General features: G+C 60.2%; 20 protein-coding genes. 8 read left to right on the forward strand and 12 right to left on the reverse strand.

Going from position 1 to position 21,978, the window contains the following annotated elements; all coding sequences use genetic code 11:
• The first annotated feature begins 6 nt into the window (after positions 1 to 6).
• Positions 7 to 921: a LysR family transcriptional regulator gene (locus tag AB5Y71_RS06795; RefSeq protein WP_216953095.1), complete on the forward strand. Its 915-nt coding sequence runs from the start codon at positions 7 to 9 to the stop codon at positions 919 to 921.
• 14 nt (positions 922 to 935) lie between these two features.
• Here the strand turns inward: AB5Y71_RS06795 and AB5Y71_RS06800 are convergent, their stop codons facing one another.
• A complete protein-coding gene (locus tag AB5Y71_RS06800) occupies positions 936 to 2,108 on the reverse strand; it encodes an MFS transporter (RefSeq protein ID WP_181223005.1) in 1,173 nt (390 codons plus the stop codon).
• A 181-nt stretch (positions 2,109 to 2,289) separates the two neighbouring features.
• Here AB5Y71_RS06800 and AB5Y71_RS06805 point away from each other — a divergent pair, with 181 nt between their 5' ends.
• Together AB5Y71_RS06805 and AB5Y71_RS06810 are read left to right on the forward strand one after the other, a co-directional pair.
• Positions 2,290 to 3,435, forward strand: a complete 1,146-nt coding sequence (locus AB5Y71_RS06805) for a MalY/PatB family protein (protein ID WP_368171262.1) — start codon at positions 2,290 to 2,292, stop codon at positions 3,433 to 3,435.
• An 81-nt stretch (positions 3,436 to 3,516) separates the two neighbouring features.
• Entirely contained in the window at positions 3,517 to 4,941 is a 1,425-nt protein-coding gene (locus tag AB5Y71_RS06810; RefSeq protein WP_368171263.1) for a TAXI family TRAP transporter solute-binding subunit, read from the forward strand.
• 124 nt (positions 4,942 to 5,065) lie between these two features.
• Here the strand turns inward: AB5Y71_RS06810 and AB5Y71_RS06815 are convergent, their stop codons facing one another.
• The gene (locus tag AB5Y71_RS06815; RefSeq protein WP_042658174.1) at positions 5,066 to 5,980 is read right to left on the reverse strand and encodes a LysR family transcriptional regulator; all 915 of its coding nucleotides are present in this window, start codon (positions 5,978 to 5,980) and stop codon (positions 5,066 to 5,068) included.
• Between the two features lie 170 nt (positions 5,981 to 6,150).
• On the opposite strand from AB5Y71_RS06815, the gene AB5Y71_RS06820 reads away from it, so the two are divergent.
• From AB5Y71_RS06820 to ygjK, 4 genes are all read left to right on the forward strand, one after another.
• On the forward strand, positions 6,151 to 7,407 hold the full coding sequence (locus AB5Y71_RS06820; protein ID WP_005334922.1) for an adenylosuccinate synthetase: 1,257 nt from the start codon (positions 6,151 to 6,153) through the stop codon (positions 7,405 to 7,407).
• Between the two features lie 196 nt (positions 7,408 to 7,603).
• Positions 7,604 to 8,140 carry a YbhB/YbcL family Raf kinase inhibitor-like protein gene (locus tag AB5Y71_RS06825; protein WP_005353872.1) on the forward strand — a complete coding sequence of 179 codons (537 nt, stop codon included), beginning with the start codon at positions 7,604 to 7,606 and terminating at the stop codon, positions 8,138 to 8,140.
• A gap of 11 nt (positions 8,141 to 8,151) precedes the next feature.
• The gene (locus tag AB5Y71_RS06830) at positions 8,152 to 8,952 is read left to right on the forward strand and encodes an AraC family transcriptional regulator (protein WP_042054529.1); all 801 of its coding nucleotides are present in this window, start codon (positions 8,152 to 8,154) and stop codon (positions 8,950 to 8,952) included.
• Between the two features lie 194 nt (positions 8,953 to 9,146).
• Positions 9,147 to 11,627 (forward strand): alpha-glucosidase, encoded by a 2,481-nt coding sequence (gene ygjK / locus AB5Y71_RS06835; RefSeq protein WP_368171264.1) that lies wholly within the window; start codon positions 9,147 to 9,149, stop codon positions 11,625 to 11,627.
• A gap of 100 nt (positions 11,628 to 11,727) precedes the next feature.
• Here ygjK and AB5Y71_RS06840 read toward each other — a convergent pair whose 3' ends face one another.
• From AB5Y71_RS06840 to AB5Y71_RS06850, 3 genes are all read right to left on the reverse strand, one after another.
• Positions 11,728 to 12,279 (reverse strand): hemerythrin domain-containing protein, encoded by a 552-nt coding sequence (locus AB5Y71_RS06840; protein ID WP_005353878.1) that lies wholly within the window; start codon positions 12,277 to 12,279, stop codon positions 11,728 to 11,730.
• 70 nt (positions 12,280 to 12,349) lie between these two features.
• Complete coding sequence (ung, locus tag AB5Y71_RS06845) at positions 12,350 to 13,027, reverse strand: uracil-DNA glycosylase (RefSeq protein WP_127005878.1); 678 nt, start codon at positions 13,025 to 13,027, stop codon at positions 12,350 to 12,352.
• 69 nt (positions 13,028 to 13,096) lie between these two features.
• Positions 13,097 to 13,837, reverse strand: coding sequence for a transporter substrate-binding domain-containing protein (locus tag AB5Y71_RS06850; protein ID WP_338711237.1), 741 nt, complete (start codon positions 13,835 to 13,837; stop codon positions 13,097 to 13,099).
• A gap of 367 nt (positions 13,838 to 14,204) precedes the next feature.
• On the opposite strand from AB5Y71_RS06850, the gene grcA reads away from it, so the two are divergent.
• A complete protein-coding gene (gene grcA, locus AB5Y71_RS06855; RefSeq protein ID WP_005334936.1) occupies positions 14,205 to 14,585 on the forward strand; it encodes an autonomous glycyl radical cofactor GrcA in 381 nt (126 codons plus the stop codon).
• 116 nt (positions 14,586 to 14,701) lie between these two features.
• On the opposite strand, the gene AB5Y71_RS06860 is transcribed toward grcA, so the two are convergent.
• From AB5Y71_RS06860 to hemA, 7 genes are all read right to left on the reverse strand, one after another.
• Positions 14,702 to 15,982, reverse strand: a complete 1,281-nt coding sequence (locus AB5Y71_RS06860) for a dicarboxylate/amino acid:cation symporter (RefSeq protein ID WP_058059198.1) — start codon at positions 15,980 to 15,982, stop codon at positions 14,702 to 14,704.
• A 301-nt stretch (positions 15,983 to 16,283) separates the two neighbouring features.
• Positions 16,284 to 17,138 (reverse strand): 3-deoxy-8-phosphooctulonate synthase, encoded by an 855-nt coding sequence (gene kdsA / locus AB5Y71_RS06865; protein WP_005334937.1) that lies wholly within the window; start codon positions 17,136 to 17,138, stop codon positions 16,284 to 16,286.
• Between the two features lie 183 nt (positions 17,139 to 17,321).
• Entirely contained in the window at positions 17,322 to 18,122 is an 801-nt protein-coding gene (locus AB5Y71_RS06870; protein ID WP_005362204.1) for a SirB1 family protein, read from the reverse strand.
• A 12-nt stretch (positions 18,123 to 18,134) separates the two neighbouring features.
• On the reverse strand, positions 18,135 to 18,518 hold the full coding sequence (locus tag AB5Y71_RS06875; protein WP_005334939.1) for a SirB2 family protein: 384 nt from the start codon (positions 18,516 to 18,518) through the stop codon (positions 18,135 to 18,137).
• 56 nt (positions 18,519 to 18,574) lie between these two features.
• A complete protein-coding gene (gene prmC, locus AB5Y71_RS06880) occupies positions 18,575 to 19,426 on the reverse strand; it encodes a peptide chain release factor N(5)-glutamine methyltransferase (protein ID WP_368171265.1) in 852 nt (283 codons plus the stop codon).
• 61 nt (positions 19,427 to 19,487) lie between these two features.
• A complete protein-coding gene (gene prfA, locus AB5Y71_RS06885; protein ID WP_005353897.1) occupies positions 19,488 to 20,576 on the reverse strand; it encodes a peptide chain release factor 1 in 1,089 nt (362 codons plus the stop codon).
• A 51-nt stretch (positions 20,577 to 20,627) separates the two neighbouring features.
• On the reverse strand, positions 20,628 to 21,887 hold the full coding sequence (gene hemA / locus AB5Y71_RS06890; RefSeq protein WP_368171266.1) for a glutamyl-tRNA reductase: 1,260 nt from the start codon (positions 21,885 to 21,887) through the stop codon (positions 20,628 to 20,630).
• Between the last annotated feature and the right edge of the window lie 91 nt (positions 21,888 to 21,978).

The raw sequence follows: 21,978 nt of genomic DNA on the forward strand, positions 1-21,978 counted from the left end.
TGAACTATGTTTCGTCCCAAGAGCACGTTTGAGCAATGGCGGATCTTTCAGGCGGTGGTCGACTGCGGCGGCTACGCCCAGGCGGCCGAGGCGCTGAACAAGAGCCAGTCCTCCCTCAATCATGCGGTTGCAAAGTTGCAGCAGAGTCTGGGGGTGCCCTTGCTGGAGGTGCGCGGCCGCAAGGCGGTGCTGACCCCAGCGGGCGAGATCTTCCTCAAGCGGGCCCGTCAGTTGAGCCAGCAGGTGGAAGAGCTGGAGAATCTGGCCAACAACCTGGAGCGGCAGTGGGAGCCGCAGATCAACCTCTATGTCTCGGCGCTGCAGCCAAGGGCTCGCCTCTATCGGGCGCTAGCCAGCTTCTACCCCCGCAGCCGGGGTTGCCGGGTCAACCTGCACGAACGCATTCACTGCCACTTCAACGCCTTGCAACCGGGGGATCTGATGCTCTCCGAGCACCTGCCCGGCGATCGCACCGGTCTGCTGCTGGACGAGGTGTGCCTGCTGCCTCTCTGCGCCGCCAGCCATCCGCTGGCACAGGAGGAGGGGCCCATCCGCAGCGATGTGCTGACCAGCCACAACCAGATCAGCCTTCATCCCCCCATTCACCGCTCGGTGGACTGGAACGATGCAGATGACACCGGCTGGAAGGCGACCCACTACCACGAAGTGCTCGCCATGCTGAGCCTCGGCCTCGGCTATGCCTGGCTGCCGCGCCATCTGGTAGAGCGGGAGCTGGCGGAAGGTTCGCTCATACAGCTGGATCTGGAGAGCGGCAACGAGCGCCACCTCTACACCTACCTGCTGACCCTCTCCCCCGAATCCCTCGGCCCAGCGACCGAGCTGCTGCTGCGCTGCCTGCGCAACGAATATCAGGGCGAATCATCGCCTCTCCCGCACGCCCAGCCCCGGCACGACAAATAACAGCCAGCCCCCCGTCAGACGTTGGGCACCCGCCAGCTGGCGGCCAGTGCCACCAGTGCCAATCCCAGCGCCACCATAAAGACCCCGTGGAAACTCCACACCTCCGCCACCACACCGGCGATGGCCCCTGCCATGATGGAGCCGGTGCGGATGCTGTTGGCAAACAGGGTGGTCGCCACCCCGGCCCGCCCCGGCATCAGATCCTGAAAATAGGACATGCCGATCCCCGCCACGATACCGATGAAGATGGCGTTGAACAGTTGCAAAGCGATCAGGGCGTATTGATCGGTGAGGGTCACCAGACCTGTGTAAAAGGCCGCGCCAGCCAGCACCGCCAGCAACATCATGGGGCGCTTGCCAAAGCGCGCCGTGTAGTAACCCGCCAGCAGCATGAAGGGGATCTCCAGCGCCGCTGCCGTGCCCATCAGGATACCGGCAAGCTTCTCATCCATCCCGAGCTCGCGAGTGATGTAGAGCGGCATATTGATGAGGTACATGCTGTTGCAGGTCCACATCAGGGTGGAGGCGATAAAGAGTGCCCGCACCGCCGGATCCCGCCAGCTGCTGACCCGCTCGATCTCTTCAGCCAGCTTGGGCAGTGGCAGAGAGGGCAGCCAGCGCCACACCACCAGAGCACAGAGCAGGTAGGCCAGTGCCGAGGCCAGGTACATCAGCTCGAAACCGTAGCCGATGGCCAGCGCGAAGGCGATGGGCGGACCTATGACCCAGGCCAGCGAAAACTGGGCCCGCATCACCGAGCTGAACATGTCAGCCCGCCGGTTGCGGCTGTCGGAGTACTCCCGCGCCAGCGCAAACAGCTGGGGACTGGCCGTGGCCGCCAGCGCCGCCAGCATCACCCCCAGACTCGCCAGCAGCCAGTAGTTGCGGTTCCAGGCAAACAGCAAGGAGAGCGCCACTCCGGCAAAACAGCAGCGCAGGATCAGTCGCTTGCGATCCCCCTTGTTGTCGGAGCGGTGGCCCAGCCACTGGCTGACCAGAATGCCCACCACAGCATTGATGGTATAGAAGAGCCCGACCAGAAAGGGGCGCACCTGCACCTCCTCGGCCAGAAACAGACTTAAGGTAGGCACCTGCAGTGCCACCGCGACGCCGGTCATAAAGGTCACGGCAAGAAATGAAAGAGAGACGGGGTCAGGGCGTTTGACCGCCGCTATCGACAAGCTCATAGGTTTACCACTGATTGGAGGGACGATACGGGCTAACGAGCGGCAGCCGTATGAAAATTCGGCGCCTATCTTATGTCACTATCAAGAGCGGGCTCAAGGATGCATAAGCAGGTGTGCGCCTTGCGAGGGAGGCCGCGACCCCGTAGAGTGAAAGCCCATCCTGCCAGCACAAGGAGTTCGCATGTTTGATTTTGATCAGGAAGTAGACCGCAGTGGCACCATGAGCCTGAAATGGGACAAGTACAAGGGTCAGGATGTGCTGCCCATGTGGGTTGCCGATACCGACTTTGTCTCCCCCCCGTCCGTGATTGAGGCGTTGACCAAACGGGTCGCCCACGGCATTTTCGGCTATTCACGCCCCTCGCCGCGCCTGATCGAACTCATTATCGAACGGATGGCGACCCGCTATGGCTGGGCCATCGAGCCCGAATGGCTGGTATTCCTGCCGGGCGTGGTGCCGGGGCTCAACCTAGCCTGCAAGGCGTGGAGCCAGCATGGCCGCGGTATCATCACTCCCAAGCCGGTCTACTACCCCTTCCTGCAGGCGCCGGGCTTCAATGATCGTCCCCTGCTCACCGTGCCGATGATTGAAGAAGCCGGTCGCTGGGTGCTGGATCTTGAAGAGCTGGAGCGTCAGGCCCCCGCCGCAGATCTGCTGCTGCTCTGCAATCCCCACAACCCGGGCGGCACCATCTTCACCCGTGACGAGCTGCTGGCCATCGATGCCATCGCTGCGCGCCACAATCTGGTGATCTGCTCCGATGAAATCCACTGCGATCTGCTGCTGGATAAGAATGCCCGCCACATTCCCTACGGCGCCATCAGTGCACAAGCAGCCGAGCGCTGCGCGGTGATGATGGCCCCGAGCAAGACCTTCAATATCGCTGGTCTCTGCTGCTCCTTCGCCATTATCCCCAACGCCCGTCTGCGCTTCAGGCTGCAACAGGCGATGCGCGGCATCAGCGCCGACGTCAACCTGCTGGGCTTTGTCGCCGCCGAAGCGGCCTATGAGGGTGGCGAACAGTGGCTGACCGAGCAACTCGACTATCTGGCGGCCAATCTGGACCTGATCCAGCAGGCGGTTGCCCGCTGGCCCGGCGTCAAGCTGGCCAACCATCAGGCGACGTATCTGGCCTGGATTGATGTGAGCGGCCTTGGCCTTGCCGATCCCATCGCCTTCTTCGAGCAGGCCGGCGTTGGTCCCTCCCCCGGCGCTCAGTTTGGCGATGGTCAGTTTGTGCGGCTCAACTTTGGCTGCACCAGGACACGACTGACCGACGCACTGGCGCGGATGGAGCGGGCAATCCTCAACCACAACAAGCCCTGATCAGCCAGCAACGGGATGGGCAAGCCCCATCCCTTTTCCCCTGTGTCATCAGCCAGCGGTCAACTCAGTCAACGGTCAATTATGTCTCTACGGATCTTGCATCACCTTCTGCTCCCCCTCTGTGCACTCTCTGCGCTGCTCCCCTTTGGCAGCCAGGCGCTGACTATCGGAACGGGCCCGCTCAACGGGGTCTACTACCCGACCGGTGGCGCCATCTGCCGGGTGCTCAATGCCGGCCATGCCCTGCATGGGGACAGCTGCACCGTGCAGAGCACCCGTGGCTCGATGGCCAACCTCAAGGCACTCGACAAGGGGGACGTACAGCTGGCGCTGGTGCAGTCCGATGTGTTGCACCACGCCCTGCACGGCACCGGCCCCTTCAGTGGGCAGGGGGCCAACAATGAGCTGCGCAGCCTGTTTCGCCTCTATCAGGAGTCGTTGACCCTGCTGGCCGCCCCCAATAGCGGCATCACCACCCTGGCAGATATCGAAGGGAAGCGGGTCTATCCGGGCAACAAGGGCGCCGGTGAGCAGATCACCAGCCAGGCCCTGATGGCAGCCATGGGATGGCAACCCGGGCAGTTTGCTGCCTATCAACTCAAGTCGGACAGCGAACCGCTGGAAGGACTCTGCGATGGCTCGCTGGATGCCGCTTTTGTGGTGGCCGGTCACCCCAGTCTGGCGGTCGGCGATCTAATCAGCCGCTGCAAGGTGCGCCTCATCCCCATCGAAGGGGAGCAGATCGACACGCTGCTCAAGCAGCCCCCCTACTACCAGCGCAGCCGCATCGCCGCCAACCTCTATCCGGGGCAGACTACTGCCATCAACAACATCGGGATGAGTGCCGAACTGGTGGCGCTGGCCAGCCTGCCGGACCCCATCGTCCGAACCGTGCGCGATACCCTGCTGGCCCGGGTCAAACAGTTCAGTCGGCTGCATCCTGCCCTGAGCAAGGTGACCCCCGAGCAGTTGCAGGCGCAAACCGAGCTGCCCCTCCATGCTGGGATGTCGGATCAACCGCCAGCTCCCTTGTCACTGACTCCCGAGCAGTTAACAGCGGAACAGCTGACACCGGAGCCGTTAACACCAGCGCCATCGGCCTCGGAGGCGGCGCCCACGACAGAGCCGGTGAGTGCCGCCAACGGGACGACTGCCCCCCTTGAAGCGCCCTCTGACGCAACCGCCACCAGCAGTGCCGCAGTGGCAACAGAAGCCACAGAGGTTAATCCCTTGCCCGAAGAGGCACTTGAGGTCACCCCCGAACTCACTGCTACGCCGACCACTGAGGGTCAGAGCGTGGCCCCTTCGGCCGCAGCGTCAACGGTTCCATCACCATCGGCAGCCGCTTCGACTCAGTGGCCACAAAGCGCCTCTGCGGCAACTTCGTCGCAAGAGCAGGCAACCCAGCCTGCCAGCAGCGCGGTTGCTGACGAAACCCCACCGCAGGATAAAACCGATACACCTCCCTCCCCAGCCCCTAGCGCAGCCACCCCGCTGCAGCCCTGAGTGCTCAGCGCCCACAAATGCATCAGGGCAGCTTCGGCTGCCCTGATTGTTTACGCGCGTTCGATAGTGACGCAATTGAGAGCGGCACAGTCACCCCGATAGGCCTGCTCACCTTGCCGCCCCGCTACGGCTCTATCACCCGGGTCAGATAGGGATTGGGCTTCTGGATCTCCTCCTCCACCCAGTGCAGCAACTGCTTGATGGCCCGCGACAACACCTGATTCTGGCGCACCACATAACCCAGACTGGTACCGGGAAAGTCGCCGAGGCTGGTGACCGGCGCGGTGAGGTTGAGGCGCGGATGCAGGGAGAAGTCCGGCACGATGGCGACACCAAAGCCCGCCTCGGCCCAATCCAGCTGGGCGTCCACGCTGCCCACCTCCATGATGCGACAGGGGGGCAAGGCCAGCAGCGGCAGGGACGGGTCGATCAGCGCCCGGGTGCGGGTGTCGTGACCGAGCAGGATCAGGGTCGGCTCGTCGAGGGGGTCGCTCTCCCCCGCCACCGCCCGTGCCTGCCAGCGGGCAAGGCCGTGCCCCAGGGCGCACCAGGTCACCTGTTGCAGCTCGGTATAGAAGAGCGGCTCGCTGCGCTTTTGCGCCATGACGAAGCCCAGATCCGCCTTGCCCGCCTTGACCAGCTCGGCGGCCTGATCCGAAGTGGTGTTGAACAGGGTGAGGTCGATGCCGGGGAACTCCCGCTTGAAGCGCTGGAACGGCTGGATTAGCAGCAGGCGGGAGATAATGTCGCTGGCGGCGATGGCCAGCGTCCCTTGGCTGAGCTGGTTGAGGGCATTGAGGTCGGACTGGCAGAGCTGCAACTCGGCAATGGTGCGCTCGGCGCTTTGCAGCAGCCGCTCTCCTGCCTGAGTCAGGCGAAACGGGCTGCGCTCGATCAGCCGCACCCGAGTCGCCTGCTCCAGCCGCTTGATATGCAGGCTGACATTGGGCTGGGTCATGTGCAGCTCGGTGGCGGTCTGGCCAAAATGTTGCAATCGGGCCAGAGTGACAAAGGTTTGCAGCCAGTGAATATCCAGCATAAGAGTCCCTCAACCCGCGAGGTGCGGGGCTTGTCAGGCAAAATCGAGCAGTTTGCCGCTTAATTGGCCATAATTATATGGTTCTCTTATCGGAATTATAAAGATAATTAATTTTTCTAATCCGCATCAGGCTCCTAGGATGGACGCCTAACGTCTTAGGAGAAAGAGTCATGTCGTCTATCGTAGTCGTAGGTGCTAACTGGGGTGATGAAGGCAAAGGCCGCATCGTGGATTATCTGGCAGGTCAAGCTGGCGCCAGCATTCGCTTCCAGGGCGGCAACAACGCTGGCCACACCGTGGTCAACGACCTTGGCACCTTCAAGCTGCACCAGGTTCCGAGTGGCGTATTCAACCCGGATTGTCTGGTTGTCCTCGGCCCGGGCATGGTGATCAGCCCCGAGAAACTGACCGTCGAGCTCGACGAAGTCAAAGCCTCCGGCGTGACTCCGAAGCTGGCCATCTCTGACCGCGCAACCCTCTGCCTGCCGCTGCACGCACTGGAAGATACCCTGGAAGAGCAACGTCTGGGTGATGGCGCCTATGGCTCCACCCGTCAGGGCATCGCCCCTGCCTACGGCGATCGCGTCATGAAGAAAGCGATCTTGGTCGGCTGGCTGAAACAGCCGGACGTACTGGTCGAGCGCATCCAGTTCATGCTGGACTGGAAACTGCCGCAGATGAAGGCTATCTACCCTTCCTTCGAATTCACCCAGACTGCCCAGGAGATGGCTGACTGGCTGCTGGAAGTCTCTGCACCCTGGATCGACGCCGTGTGCAACGTCAGCATGCCGCTCAAAGCGCTTCAAGCCGAAGGCAAGACCCTGCTGTTCGAAGCGCAGTTGGGCGCTGGCCGTGACCTGATCTACGGCGAATACCCTTGGGTCACCTCCTCCCACGTATCTGGCGCCTACGCCGGTATCGGTGGCGGTCTGCCGGGTCTGCGCCCGGAGCGCGTCATCGCTGTGGCCAAGGCATTCAGCTCCTCTGTCGGTACCGGCACCCTGCTGACCGCCATGGAGAACCAGGACGAATTCCGCAAGATCACCAACGAGTTCGGTGCCACCACTGGCCGTCCCCGTGATGTCGGTTACTTCGATGCTGTCGCCACCAAGAACGGTGTCGAGCTGCAAGCCGCCACCGAAGTGGCCCTGACCAAGCTGGACTGCCTGACCGGTCTGCCGGATCTGAAGATCTGCGTGGCCTACGAAGGTGCCCACACCGAGAACCCGATTTGGCCGCAAACCGCTGCCCTGAAGCCGGTTTACGAGCAGATGGAAAGCTGGAGCGAAGACATCACCGGCTGCCGCACCTTCGAAGAGCTGCCCAAAGCGGCCCAGCAGTACGTGCTGCGTATCGAAGAGCTGCTCGGCGTACCGGTTCCGATGGTTTCCGTCGGCCCGGGCCGTGACGAGATGATCCTGCGCTAAGCCGCACTTCTCATCGTCAAACAAAAAACCGGCATCCCTGATGCCGGTTTTTTTATGGCTGCCGTTTACCTTCTTGCCATAAAACCACCAAAAGGCTCAATTAACTCACCATTCGAGCTCACATTGAGCCGTTCTGCAATAATATTATGCCCTACTCTCGCTAAAGTGAACCCGTTACCACACGAGGAGTCACCCGATGAAATTGCTAAAACAGAGTGCCCTGTTGCCACTGCTCTGCCTGACGGCCATGCCAGCCTTTGCCATGACCCTGAAGAGCACAGATATTCACGAAGGCCAGCTGATGGACAAACAGTTCAGCTTCAACGGCTTTGGCTGCAGCGGCGACAACCACTCGCCCCAACTTAGCTGGCAGGATCTGCCGGCAGGCACCAAGAGTGTTGCCATCACCGCCTATGACCCCGATGCCCCTACCGGCAGCGGTTGGTGGCACTGGCTGGTGGTTAACCTGCCTGCCACCCAGAGCGAGCTGGCCAGCAATGCCTCCGGCAAACTCAAGCAGGGATTGGAGATCCGCACCGACTTTGGCAGCCAGGGTTACGGCGGCCCCTGCCCACCCGCAGGTCACGGCATGCACCGCTATCAGTTCACCGCCTGGGCACTGCCCCATGATCTCGAGGTGAAGGCCGATACCCCGCCGGCTATGGTAGGCTACATGCTCAATAGTATGGCGCTCGGCAAGGCCACCCTGACCGCCACCTTCGTCACCCCCTAGGAGCCAAACGGATGAGCACTCCCCTGCTGCAACAGAGCCACTATCTCGGGATCCGCCAGCAGCCCCTGCATCGGGTGCTCATCTATGCCCCGACCCTTATCTGGGTCACCCAGGGGAGCAAGCAACTATGGTGGCGCGAGCGACGTCTGTCGTTTGACAGGGAGCGATGGCTGCTGATCCCGGCAGGCCACCAGCTCACCTTCGTCAATCAGCCGGAGCAGGGCAAGTTTCGCTCCCACGCCATCACGCTGCTCACTCCGCCGCCACCAGAATGGCTGGCCGAGTCAGCCCCTTCCCACGCCGATCTGGAGGAACCTGCCGTCAAGGTCACCCCCGGGCTCGCCTTCTGCTTTGAGCTCATCAGCACCATGGCCGAACGGGGGCTGAGCGAGGCGACCCAGGCCGAACTGCTGCGCGGCTTCTATGCCGAGCTGCGGGCCGCCAACGCCCTCGGATTGCTCTTTCCCGCCAGCACCATGACCCTCGCAGAGCGGCTGGCACGCTACCTGGCGGTGGAACCCGGAATCGACCACACCCTGGAGGCGGTGGCCCCCCACTTCTCCATGAGCCGCGCCTCCATGGTGCGCAAGCTGGCCGCCGAAGGTCGCAGCTTTCGCCAGTTGCTGGCTCAGGTACGCATGAGCCACGCCCTCAACCTGTTGCAACAGGGCTTGACCCCTCTGGAGGTCGCCCTCGCCTGCGGTTATGACTCCCCCAGCCGCTTTGCCGCCCGCTTCAAACAGGAGTTCGGCCTGACGCCCCACCAATACCTGCACACCTGCCCTGCCAGATTGGCGAGCAACGAAAAGTAAAATATTACTTAAAACCAATCTTATGTAACCTGATGTAACCCGGTGATCCCGCTCACATTGCCGCCTCTTCAGAGTGTGATCTCGCGCCAACGCTCCCTTTCCGCTTGCCATACAATGGCTACCGAAAACCTTTTCACTAAAAACAAGCGTAAAAATCTTCCTTTTAACCTACATAAACGGAATTGGAGCGAGCAATGTTTCGTAAAACTTTACTCTCGGTAGCCCTCGGCACCGCCCTGTTCGGACTGACCGCCTGCAACGATAACCAGACAGAGAGCAGCACAGTCGCCAAACCGGAGCAGGCCATCCAGTACAAGGACGTGATCGACCGTCGGGGAACACCGACCCAATTCCGCGACTTTGACAGCTACTCCAACCTCAAATACAACCCGCTGCTCGATCTGGGGGCATGGCACGGTTTCCTGCTGCCTGCCAGCGACAAGGAGTGGGGGGGCTTTACCGGCCCCATGGTCATCTCCGAGGAGTACAGCCTCTTCTTTGCCAGCGAGCTGGACAAGCTCACCCTGAGCGATGCGAGCGGCCGCCCGTTCCCGCTCACCAGCGCCCGCAAGCAGGAGGTGTACGCCATTCCCGGTGCGCTGGTGCAACGCTTCGAGTTCGAGCCCTTTACGCTGGAGCTGGAGCTGCGTTATGGCGATGCCCGCACCGCCCTTATCCGCACCCGACTCATCAATCAGACCGATGCACCGCTCACCCTCAACCTCAACTGGCAGGGCGAGTTGCTCAATCAATGGGATGCCAAGGATACGATTGCCAGCAAATATCCAGGCTGGACTCGCACCATCAGCGAGAGCGACAAAGGAATCGAATTCCAGTTCGGCAAACTGCGCAGCACCTGGAACATCATGCAGAGCGGCAGCGCCCGCTATCGCATCGACCGCACCCTGCCAAGTCGCACCACCCTCGACCAGAAGACACTGGGATACCAAAGTGACGCCAGCATTACCCTGGCCGCCAAGGGGAGCGAGGATATCTACACCCTGCAGAGCTATCTCCACTCCGCAGATGACGCCAGCCGCCATCAGCAGAGCCGTCAGGCCCTGCTGGCCGACCCGGCCAGCTATTTTGCCGACTCCATCCGCCGCTGGGAGGGCTACCTTGCCAACGGTCTCTCCAATCAGGGGATCCCCGAGTCGGAGCGTCGTATCGCCGTCAAAGCGATGGAGACCCTCAACGGCAACTGGCGATCCCCGGCTGGCGCCATCCTCCACGACGGGGTAACCCCCTCCAATACCGCCCGCTGGTTCGACGGCGTCTGGGCTTGGGACAGCTGGAAGCACGCCTATGCCATGGCCCACTTCAACCCTGAGGTAGCCAAGAACAACGTGCGCGCCATGTATGACTATCAGGTGCAGCCGGATGATCCGGTGCGACCGCAGGATGCGGGCATGGTGATCGATGCCGTCTTCTACAACAAGCTGGCGGATCGCGGTGGCGATGGCGGCAACTGGAACGAGCGCGACACCAAGCCGCCCCTCTCCGCCTGGGCCATCTGGGAAATCTACAGCGCTACCAAGGACAAGGCCTTTATCGCCGAGATGTATCCCAAGCTGCAGGCCTACCACGACTGGTGGTACCGCGCGCGGGACAACAACCGCAACGGCATCATCGAATATGGCGCCACCAAGCATGTGGAGCACAACGACGAGTACGGCAATATCACCTTCAAGGTGCAGTACTCCAACGGTATTCCCGCCGGGCTGGATCTCTCAAGCTGTACCAGTGAGGGGGGTGGCTGGTATGCCTGCGCCGGAATGCCGCTCTATCAACAGGTGTTGAACGTGGGCGGTTACAGCGACATGGATATCGGTGCTCAGCACGGCGCCGGTTGGGAGTCCGGCATGGACAACGCCGCCCGCTTCGGCTTTATCGAACCGGGCCAGCTGCAACGCTATGCCGACAAGACTTATGGCGGAGATTTGGCCAAGGCACGTCAGGACTGGAACGTCGCCTTCTTTGAAAACCATCAGGACAATGGCAATTTGATCGGCTTCTCCATCGATCAGGAGTCGGTGGAGCTCAACGCCTTCCTCGCCAAAGAGAAACGCATTCTGGCAGATATGGCCGACCTGCTTGGCAAGCCGGACGACGCGAGCCGCTACCGCGATGGCGCGACCCAGCTGGCTGGTTACATCAACAGCTGCATGTTCGATGAGGCATCAGGCTTCTATTACGATCGCCAGATTGCTCAGGGGGATGTTGCTGACGGCAACGGCTGCGTCGGCAAATTGCTGACCGCCCGCGGCCGTGGCCCGGAAGGGTGGAGCCCGCTCTGGGCAGAGGTCGCCGACAAGGAGAAAGCGGCACGGGTGCGCGAGGTGATGCTCAACGCCCAGGAGTTCAACACCAGGATCCCGCTGGGCACAGCCGCGCTGACCAACCCGGCCTACGACCCCAATATCTACTGGCGCGGCCGGGTATGGCTCGATCAGTTCTACTTCGGGGTGAAGGGGCTGGAGAACTACGGCTACCGCAGCGATGCCGAAGCACTGGTCAACAAACTGTTCAACAACGCAGAAGGCTTGGCGGGCAGCGGCCCCATCCGCGAAAACTACAATCCGGAGACCGGCGCCATGCAGGGGGCAAGCAACTTCAGCTGGAGCTCGGCCCACCTCTATATGCTCTATCGCAATTTCCTGAAACCACAGGCGTAAGCTTGCTCCACCATGCAAAAGGCCTCCGGATGGAGGCCTTTCTGTTTTCACTCAAGTTGCACTCACACAATACCCGCCGCGCTGCGGGTACGGGCTCGTCTTAGCCGGTCGTGAGCGGCAAAGAGAGGCGTTTGGCCAGTGCCTGAAAGTGCTGGCTCACCTCAGCCCCGAACAGGGGGTCGCCAATGGCGCGGTTCTGCCAGTTTTGCTCCAGATGACGCCAGTCATCCTCGGTCAGGGAGTCACGCAGATGGGGGAAGATCACCCCCTCTTCGTAGTTCATGTGCGCCTCTTGCAGTTCCACGAAGCGCTCCAGCTTGGTGGTGAACTGATCGAGGGGGATCACCGCATCCATCAGGATCATCTCCACCATCTCCTTGAGGTCGGCCCCGGCCTCCAGCAGCTTGACGTGCTCCTCCTGCAGGCGGTTGGCAACCTCCCCCTCCACCACCCGATATTTCAGGTAGTAGTCATAGATGAGGTCTTCCTTGGGATGGTGGTACTTGTCAGAGACCTCCCGCAGGTAGTCAATGACATCGCGCACCAGAAAATAGCTGATGGGCTCTTCGGCACGAATGGCTGCCAGCTTGTGCTTGAGCAGCTCCAAAAGTCGGGCGATGTTGAGATGATCCTTGTGCAGACTTGATAACATGGGCACTCCTTGGCTCTGAATTAATCTTATGTCCCTGAGTATACGGTCATTTGTCGCCCGAACTTTGCACTCAATCAAGTGGGATGCAGACAGATTTCCACTCTATCGGACTCTTGCCCTGTTGTTCCAGCAAGCGATTGGTCTCGCTAAAGTGGCCGCAACCGATGAAACCGCGGTGGGCAGAGAGTGGGCTCGGGTGCGGCGCGGTCAGCACATAGTGGCGCTGGCGGTCGATGAAACGTCCCTTCTTCTGGGCGTGGGCCCCCCACAGCAGGAACACCACACCCTGACAACTGGCATTGATCTGCTCGATGACTCGATCGGTAAAGGTCTCCCATCCCAGATGGGCGTGGGAATGGGCCTGACCGGCCTGCACCGTCAGCACAGTGTTGAGCAACAGGACCCCCTGTTTGGCCCAGGATTCGAGAAAGCCGTGATTGGGTGTGACGAAACCTGGCAGGTCACGCTGCATCTCTTTATAGATGTTGACCAGTGAGGGGGGCATACGCACGCCGGGCAGCACGGAGAAGCAGAGCCCGTGCGCCTGATTGGGGCCGTGGTAGGGATCCTGGCCCAGGATCACCACCTTGACCTGATCCAGCTCGGTCAGCTTGAAGGCATTGAACACATCGGTAGCTGGCGGGTAGATCACCTTGCCCGCTTCCCGCTCGGCTCTGACAGTTGCCAGCGTACTCTTGAAATAGTCCTGCTCTTTCTCAGAGCCAATCACATCACTCCAGGTCAGCACCCCGGCCTCCTCACTTGATACGGCGAAGGGCTCAGGATAGGGGGCCAGCCCGCAAGACGCAACCGTGGCTCACGCTTTCCAGAGCCTGGCGAGGCGCCCCGAGCGCTCCAGCTTGCGCAGCCCGCTATTGAACAGCAGCATCAGACGGCGCGCCTCGGGATCGGCCTTGCGCATCAGCAAGTATCCCGGTTGCGACCAGATGGGGTCGGCGGCACCGGTCAGTGACAGCGATTGGGGATGACGAACGAGTGCCTGCTGGAACAGAGTCTGTGCCACCTGCTCATCCATCACCAGATAGTGGATCCGCCCGTCGAGCAGCTTGCCCATGCTCTCCTCATCGGAATCTGACCACTCGAGGGTGAGCCCGGCTTGGCGGGCGGCAAAACCATCGCCATAGAAATAGCCACGGGTCACCCCGACCGGCTCATGTTTCAGCTCACCCAGATTGACCGCGGGCGTACCGGTCAGCGTCATCAGGCGAGTGGTGAAATGGCCGAGCGAGGCGGAGAGATAGAAAAGCTGCTCCCGCTCGCGGGAGCGAAACCAGGGCATGGTGACCACATAGCGTCCCTCCAGAGTCAGTCGGTAAGCCTCGGCCCAGGAATAGAAGTGAAAGCTGACATCGAGCCCCTCTTCGGCAAAGGCCTGGCGCACCACCTCACAGAGAAAGCCCTGATTGGGCAACGACTCACTGATATAGGGCGGCCACTCGCCCACAGCAATACGCACCGTCTCGGCCCGCACCGCAACACTGCTTGCCCAGCAACAGCACAGGGCCAGCCATGCCCACTTTCGCCACCCATTATTCACCCGGCACTCTCCTCGCTTTTTTGCTGAGTGTAGCCAACCCCTCAATTAACCTCAGAAAAAGCCGAAAAGATGTAGTTAAATTACTAGATTAACGAGATAAAAGATGCATAATTTGGATATCTTACAAAATCAGAAAAATGACCTATTTTTGATTCAACTCAAGAATTTAATCCCATTGAAATGGCGCTTTGTTGTATTTTCTTGATCTAGATCAATTTTGGTAATATTACCACCGTGGTATATATGACCCCATCAAAGAAAAGGTGTAAGGCAAGGGCCCTTTAAGTCATCGCCATCGACGGTAGCTTAAATACATCAGGGTAATTTCCTTACAGTTGGATTCGCGTTCCCATTGAGGAGTCATACCATGATCAAAGGCATTCAAATCACCCAGGCCGCCAACACCGCTCTGCTGAACTCTTTCTGGCTGCTGGACGAAGAGAAGCAACAAGCTCGCTGCATCTGCGTCAAAGGCGATGCTTTCGCTGCTGATCAAGAAGTGCAACTGGCTGACCTGGGTCAGTTCGAATACCGCGAACTGCCGGTTCAGGCTGAGCCTGCTGTTGAAGGTGGCCAGCACCTGAACGTCAACGTGCTGCGTCGCGAAACTCTGGAAGATGCTATCGAAAACCCGGAGAAGTACCCGCAGCTGACCATCCGTGTATCTGGCTACGCAGTGCGTTTCAACGCCCTGACCCCGGAACAGCAGCGTGACGTGGTTACCCGTACTTTCACCCAGAGCCTGTAATCAGCGCCCTGCAGTGAAGAGCTGATACTCGCTGTATCGGCACAAAAAAACGGCCAATCGGCCGTTTTTTTATTGCCCCCGCACCAGCCAACGCGGTCGTGCGGGGGAAACAGCGCTTACGCCCTGTCCGCTTCCAGTTGCCCGACCTTGCCGCCGAGCACTGCATCCATTTTCTTCTCGTCCAGCTGCTTGCAGTATTTGGCGACCACCACGGTGGCAACCCCGTTACCGATCAGGTTGGTCAACGCCCGCGCTTCGGACATAAAGCGGTCGATCCCCAGGATCAGCGCCAAACCAGCCAGTGGCAGATGGCCCACCGCCGAAATGGTCGCTGCCAGCACGATAAAGCCACTACCAGTCACCCCCGCCGCCCCTTTCGAGGAGATCAGCAGTACCACCAGCAGGGTGATCTGTTGGAACAGATCCAGCGGCGTATTGGTAGCCTGGGCGATAAAAATCGCCGCCATGGTCAGATAGATGGAGGTGCCATCCAGGTTAAAGGAGTACCCGGTCGGAATGACCAGCCCCACCACCGATTTCTGGCAACCCAGCTTCTCCATCTTGTCCAGCATCCGCGGCAGTACCGACTCTGAAGAGGAGGTCCCCAGCACGATCAGCAACTCCTCACGAATGTAGGAGATGAAACGCAGGATGCTAAAACCTGAGGCTTTAGCGATGCTGCCCAACACAATGAAGATAAAGAAGAGGCAGGTGAGATAGAAGCAGGCAATAAGCTGGCCCAGCTGTACCAGTGAACCTACTCCATATTTGCCGATGGTAAATGCCATTGCCCCGAATGCACCGACCGGCGCCAGTCTCATTATCATATTGATAATGCCAAATATGACTTTAGAGAAACTGTCGATGACGCCGAAAATAATCTGTCCCTTTTCACCGATATGATGCAGGGAGAAGCCGAACAGCACCGCAAACAGTAACACCTGCAAGATATTACCGCTGGCAAAGGCACCGATCACACTGCCCGGAATAATATCCAGCAAAAAGGCGATAATGCCCTGGGACTTGGCCTGCTCCGCATAGGCGGAGATGGCGCTGGCATCCAGCGCAGCCGGATCGACGTTCATACCGGCACCCGGTTGCAGCAGGTTGACCACACACAGCCCGATTATCAAGGCGATAGTGCTGACCACCTCGAAGTAGAGCAGAGCAATGGCGCCGGTCTTGCCGACCGCCTTCATACTCTCCATCCCGGCAATGCCGGTAACCACGGTACAGAAAATAACGGGGGCGATGATCATCTTGATCAATTTGACGAAGCCATCACCGAGGGGCTTCATATCGGCGCCCAGTTCTGGATAGACATGCCCCAGAAATACCCCGAGGGTAATAGCGAGCAATACCTGAAAATAGAGGCTGCTAAATAGTTTCTTTCGCATTATTAACGTCCTGTTAATTTAATTGCACATTGTTATGGCAGCAATAAACATGCAGATAGCCGGATGAGATATCTGCGTACCTCACCCGATCCATGCTGTTTCTGCATTACTACGGTCACCACTTTACATGTAATAAAAAACAATTAAGAGACATTAATCACACAACAAAATTAACACCATTAACACCACAGCAACCAACAATTGTTTGCTCGTAGATTAATTTGAGTATTCAACTAAATATGGCAGATATAAAAATACCCCGCATTGCGGGGCATTTTCATCAGGCATGACAGCGTCGGGATCAGGCCGAAGTATCGAGGGGTTCGAAGCCCTTGATCAGGTCATCGATGGCCTTCATCTGTTTGAGGAAGCCTTCCAGCTTCTCCAGCGGCAGGGCACTCGGGCCATCGCAGCGGGCAATTTTCGGATCCGGGTGGGATTCGATAAAGAGACCGGCCAGACCGACCGCCATGCCGGCACGCGCCAGCTCGGTCACCTGCTCGCGACGACCACCGGAGGCCGCCCCCAACGGATCACGGCACTGCAGGGAGTGGGTCACGTCAAAGATCACCGGATAGCCACCGGTGCTCTTCTTCATCACGCCCAGACCCAGCATGTCCACCACCAGGTTGTCGTAGCCGAAGTTGGCACCGCGCTCGCACAGGATCAGCTGGTCGTTGCCGCACTCCTCGAACTTGTCGGTGATGTTCTTCATCTGGCTTGGGCTGAGGAACTGCGGCTTCTTGATGTTGATAACGTTGCCGGTGCGGGCCATGGCTTCCACCAGATCAGTCTGGCGCGCCAGGAAAGCGGGCAGCTGGATAACGTCCACCACCTCGGCGACAGGCTTGGCCTGATGGGGTTCGTGCAGATCGGAGATGACCGGCATGCCGAAGGTCGCTTTCAGCTCCTGGAAAATCTTCATCCCCTCTTCCAGACCCGGACCGCGGTAGGAGTGGATGGAGGAGCGGTTGGCCTTGTCCCAGCTCGCCTTGAACACGAACGGGATGCCCAGCTTGCTGGTCACTTCCACGTACTTCTCGCACACCGCCATCGCCATGTCGCGGGATTCCAGCACGTTCATGCCGCCAAACAGCACGAACGGTTTGTCGTTGGCAACGTCGATCTGGTTGATCTTGATATTCTTCTGTTCCATCTAAGACTTCCTTAATGAAGGGGCCTGAAGCCAAGTTACTCCGTTGCAGCCGAGCGCTGCGGCCTTGATATTCTTCTGTTTCAACTCCAAGACATCCTTAATAAAAGGGCCTGAAGCCTAGTTAATCCGTTGCGACCGGACGCAGCGGTCTTGATATTCTTCTGTTTCAGTTTCAAGCCCCCCTTAATGGAGGGGCTTGGGGCTCAGATCCAGCGCGGCCAGCTGCACTTTCAGCACATCGGCGACCGGGTCGTCCGGGCATTGTTCAATAAAATATTCAAAATCGTCGGCGGCCTGGCGCGGGCAATCGAGCTGCTCGTAGATAAAGCCGCGATCCCGCGTCTCCAGCGGATCGCCGGGCTTCATCCGCAGCAACAGCTCGCTGCAACGCAGCGCCTCGGGCATGCGATCTTCCCGCAGCAGGGCACCCTTGCTGACGTTGAGCAGCCGTTCGATGATCTCCCACTGACCGGAGGGCTGCAGGTAGTCGGGAGTGAGGGTCGCCAAGTCCCCCAACGCACCGCGCAGCAGCAGCTCGATGCGGGCCAGGCTCAGCTCGTCGCCGGTAAAGGGGTCGACATAGACCTCCCCCTCGCCACCGGCAAAGCTCACCAGGAAGTGACCGGGGAAGCAGATCCCCTCCACATCGAGCCCAAGCTTGCGCCCCAGCTGGATGATGAGAATGCCGAGGCTGACCGGGATCCCTTTGCGCTGAACCAGCACCTGATTGAGATCGCAGTTGTTGGCAGAGAAATAATCCTGCCAGTCGCCATGAAAACCGAGGCTGTGGTAGAAGCCCTGCAGCAACTGCTGGCGCACCTCGTCGCAAGTTCCTTCTTCGATCTGCTCGTCCAGCCACTCGTCCAGCAGGTTCAACTCGCGGATCCCCTCCTCGACCGAGCCATAAATTTCGTCACTGACCGACAACGCCAGCTCGGTGATGTCGTGGGCTTCGAAATCGGTCCATTCGTCTATGTGTAACATTCTCTTCATGCCTTAGCCGAACACACTCGTCTGTTTGAGCACTGCCAACTTGGCAATAAAGTAGATCCAGCCGAGCGCCCCCAGAAAGGAGCACCAGCGCACCAGATTGCTTTTGGCCAGCCGCAGCGCCATCGCCGCCAGAAATACCAGCACCAGAATGGCCATCAGCTTCTCGCTGAGCCAGGGCGTTCCGTTATTGAGCGGGTTGAGATCCAGCACCATGCAGAGCAATACGCCGGAGAGCACCACCAGACCGTTGAGCCAGCCGCTGACCTTCATCACCGGCGCGCTGTAGGCACGGCCAGTGGCGGTCTGTACCCAGTAGAAGCGGAGCATAAACATCAGCACGGCCCCGGCAATCAGGGTGAGGTGCAGGTGTTTGAGCACAAAAACCATATTCAATCCTTGCATGGGGGCGCACAGGCAACCCGCCGTGTAACAGTGAGGAACCGTCAGCGCAGCGGGCAGAGGCCCAGCGTCACCCTGTCGTTATCCCCGTAATCGCGCACCGTGGCTACCTCGCGGTAGCCGCCATCGCGCAGCAACTGACGCACCGCCTCCCCCTGATCCCAGCCATGCTCCAGCAGCAACCAGCCGTCAGGCAACAGATAAGCGGGGGCATGGGCCACGATGTGGCGGATATCGGCCAGCCCGGCGTCATCGGCAACCAGCGCCGAGCGGGGTTCAAAGCGCACGTCACCCTGCTCGAGATGGGGATCGGCGCCATCAATATAGGGGGGATTGGAGACAATCACCGCAAATCGTGGCGTTTCGTCGCGATCCGGCTCGCCAAGGGGCTCAAACCAGCTGCCGTCACGCACCTCGATGGGTAACCCCAGCGCGGCGCTGTTCTCGCGGGCCAGCGCCGCGGCATCGGCCATCCGATCCACCGCCCACACATCGAGCTCGGGCCGCTCGGACTTGAGCGCCAGCGCGATGGCGCCGGTGCCGGTGCCGAGATCCAGCACGGCGCACGGCCCTTGCGGGATCCTGGTCAGCGCCTGCTCGACCAGCACCTCGGTATCGGGGCGCGGGATCAGGGTCGCCGGGCTCACTTTCAGCGGCAGTGACCAGAACTCCCGCTCGCCCACCAGATGGGCGATGGGTTCGCCATTGAGACGACGAGCCAGCCACGTCTGCAAGGTGGCCTGCTGGGCAGCATCCAGCTCACACTCGGGCCAGGTCATCAGATAGCTGCGACGGCAATCGAGCAGATGACAGAGCAGTACATCGGCGTCGGCGCGGGGGGACTCCCCCTCAGCCAACACAGTCATGATATGGGCACGGGCCTGCTGGATCTGCATCAGTGCCACTCCACCTTATGGGCAGAACACTTAATGCGAGCTTGCCGGATCACCATTTGCATCAGTTGTTCTCGGCCAGGGAGGCAAGCTGATCGGCCTGATACTCCTGCACCAGCGGGGTGATGACGCAGTCCAGATCCCCTTCCAAAATTTCGGAGAGGCGATAGAGGGTCAGGTTGATGCGATGCTCGGAGAGGCGGCCCTGCGGGTAGTTGTAGGTACGAATGCGCTCGGAGCGATCACCGGAGCCCACCAGATTGCGGCGGGTGCTCTGCTCGGCGGCGCGGTGGCGCTCATCCTCGGCCGCTTGCAGGCGGGCGGAGAGCACCGACATCGCCTTGGCGCGGTTCTTGTGCTGGGAGCGCTCGTCCTGACACTCCACCACCAGACCGGTCGGCAGGTGGGTGATGCGGATGGCCGAGTCGGTCTTGTTGACGTGCTGACCACCGGCACCGGAGGCGCGGAAGGTGTCGATCTTCAGATCGGAAGGGTTGATCTCGATCTGCTCGGCTTCCGGCACTTCCGGCAGCACGGCAACGGTACAGGCGGAGGTGTGCACCCGGCCCTGAGATTCGGTTTCCGGCACCCGCTGCACCCGGTGACCACCGGATTCAAACTTGAGACGGCCATAGACGCGCTCGCCGTCGATCTTGGCGATCACCTCCTTGTAGCCACCATATTCACCGTCGTTGCAGCTGACGATGGAGACACGCCAGCCCTGACGCTCGGCAAACCGTGAATACATGCGGAACAGGTCACCGGCAAAGATGGCCGCTTCGTCGCCACCGGCACCGGCCCGGATCTCCAGATAGCAGTTGTTGTCATCCTTGGGATCCTTGGGCAGCAACATCAGTTGCAGCTCCTGCTCCAGCGCCTCCAGATTGGCCTTGGCCAGCGGCAGCTCCTCCTGCGCCATCTCGCGCAGGTCGGCATCATCCTCCTCCAGCATCATCTGGGTGGTCTCCAGATCATCCTGCGCCTGACGGTAACGCTGGAAGGCGTGAACGATATCTTCCAGCTGGGCATATTCGCGGGTCAGGGCGCGGTAGCGATCCTGATCCGAGACCACATCCGGCTCGCCGAGCATGGCCTGTACTTCTTCGTGGCGCTCGATGAGGCCTTCCAGCTTTCTGATCAGTGACGGATTCATAACTCTTGCATTCTCAATGGAGGACGGGACAACCGGCAGGTTGCCCGAAAATTATGGCTCTTGTGACAACCCCAGCGCCTGCCGCAAGCGGGAGAGCTCGCTCTGATCCCCCTGGGAGGCAGCCTGGCGCAACGCCTGGGTCGGCGCGTGGATCAATTTGTTGGTGAGGCGATGGGCCATCGCCTTGAGCGCCTGTTCGGCACTCTCGCCCTGCGCCAATGCCAGCAGGGCCCGTTGCAACTCTTCATCAGCCACTTGCTGTGACTGATGTCGGTAATCGCGAATGAGGTCGACCGAACTCTGCCCGCGATACCAGCCCATAAACTCGTCGCGCTCTTCCTGCACGATCACTTCCGCCTGCGCGGCAGCCCGTTTACGGGTTTCGAGGTTCTGCTCGATGATCCCCTGCAAATCATCCACCGTGTAGAGATAGGCATCGGAGAGCTCATCAACTTCGGCTTCGATGTCGCGCGGCACGGCAATATCCACCAGAAACATGGGTTTGAAGCGGCGGGCCTTCAGCGCGCGCTCCACCATCCCCTTGCCGATGATGGGCAGGGGGCTGGCGGTCGAGCTGATGACAATATCCGCCTCGTGCAGATAGTCGGGGATCTCTTCGAGCGTCATCACCTGGGCGCCGAATTCGGCCGCAAGGGTCTGGGCGCGCTGCAGGGTGCGGTTCGCCACCATCATCTTGGTGACGTTCTGCTCGCGCAGATGACGGGCCACCAGTTCGATGGTCTCCCCCGCCCCGACCAGCAATACCTTGGTCTGGGAGAGATCGGAGAAGATCCGCCGACCCAGACTGACGGCGGCAAACGCCACCGACACGGCACTGGCGCCAATCTCGGTATCGGTACGCACTCTTTTCGCCACCGAGAAGGATTTCTGGAACAACCGCTCCAGCGCCCCCTTCACCGACTCCGCCTGCTGGGCATGGGCGTAGGATTGCTTGATCTGCCCCAGGATCTGCGGCTCCCCCAACACCAGCGAGTCGAGCCCGCACGCCACCCGCATCAGGTGGCGCACCGCCTCTTCATCGTGATGCTGATAGATGGCAGTGACCAGTTCGGCCGCGTCCAGCCCGTGGAACTGTTGCAGCCAGCGCAGCACTTGCTCCTGCCGCTCCTCCTCCAGATTGCAATAGAGTTCGGTCCGGTTGCAGGTGGAGACGATCACCGCCTCGCTGACACCGGGTTGGCTCACCAGCTCACGCAAGGCGCGATCGATGCAGTCCGGGCCAAAGGCGACCCGTTCCCGCAAGGCGACAGTGGCGGTGTTGTGGTTGATTCCGAGGGCAAGCAAACTCATGAGTGGGCGACGATCATTTCATACGCTGGGTGCAAAGGCTGCCAATTGTACGAGAAAGGGTAAGTCTTTAAAAGCAATACGGCCGCCCCCT

Source organism: Aeromonas sp. R9-2, from assembly GCF_040908025.1.
GTDB classification, from domain to species: Bacteria; Pseudomonadota; Gammaproteobacteria; order Enterobacterales; family Aeromonadaceae; genus Aeromonas; species Aeromonas veronii.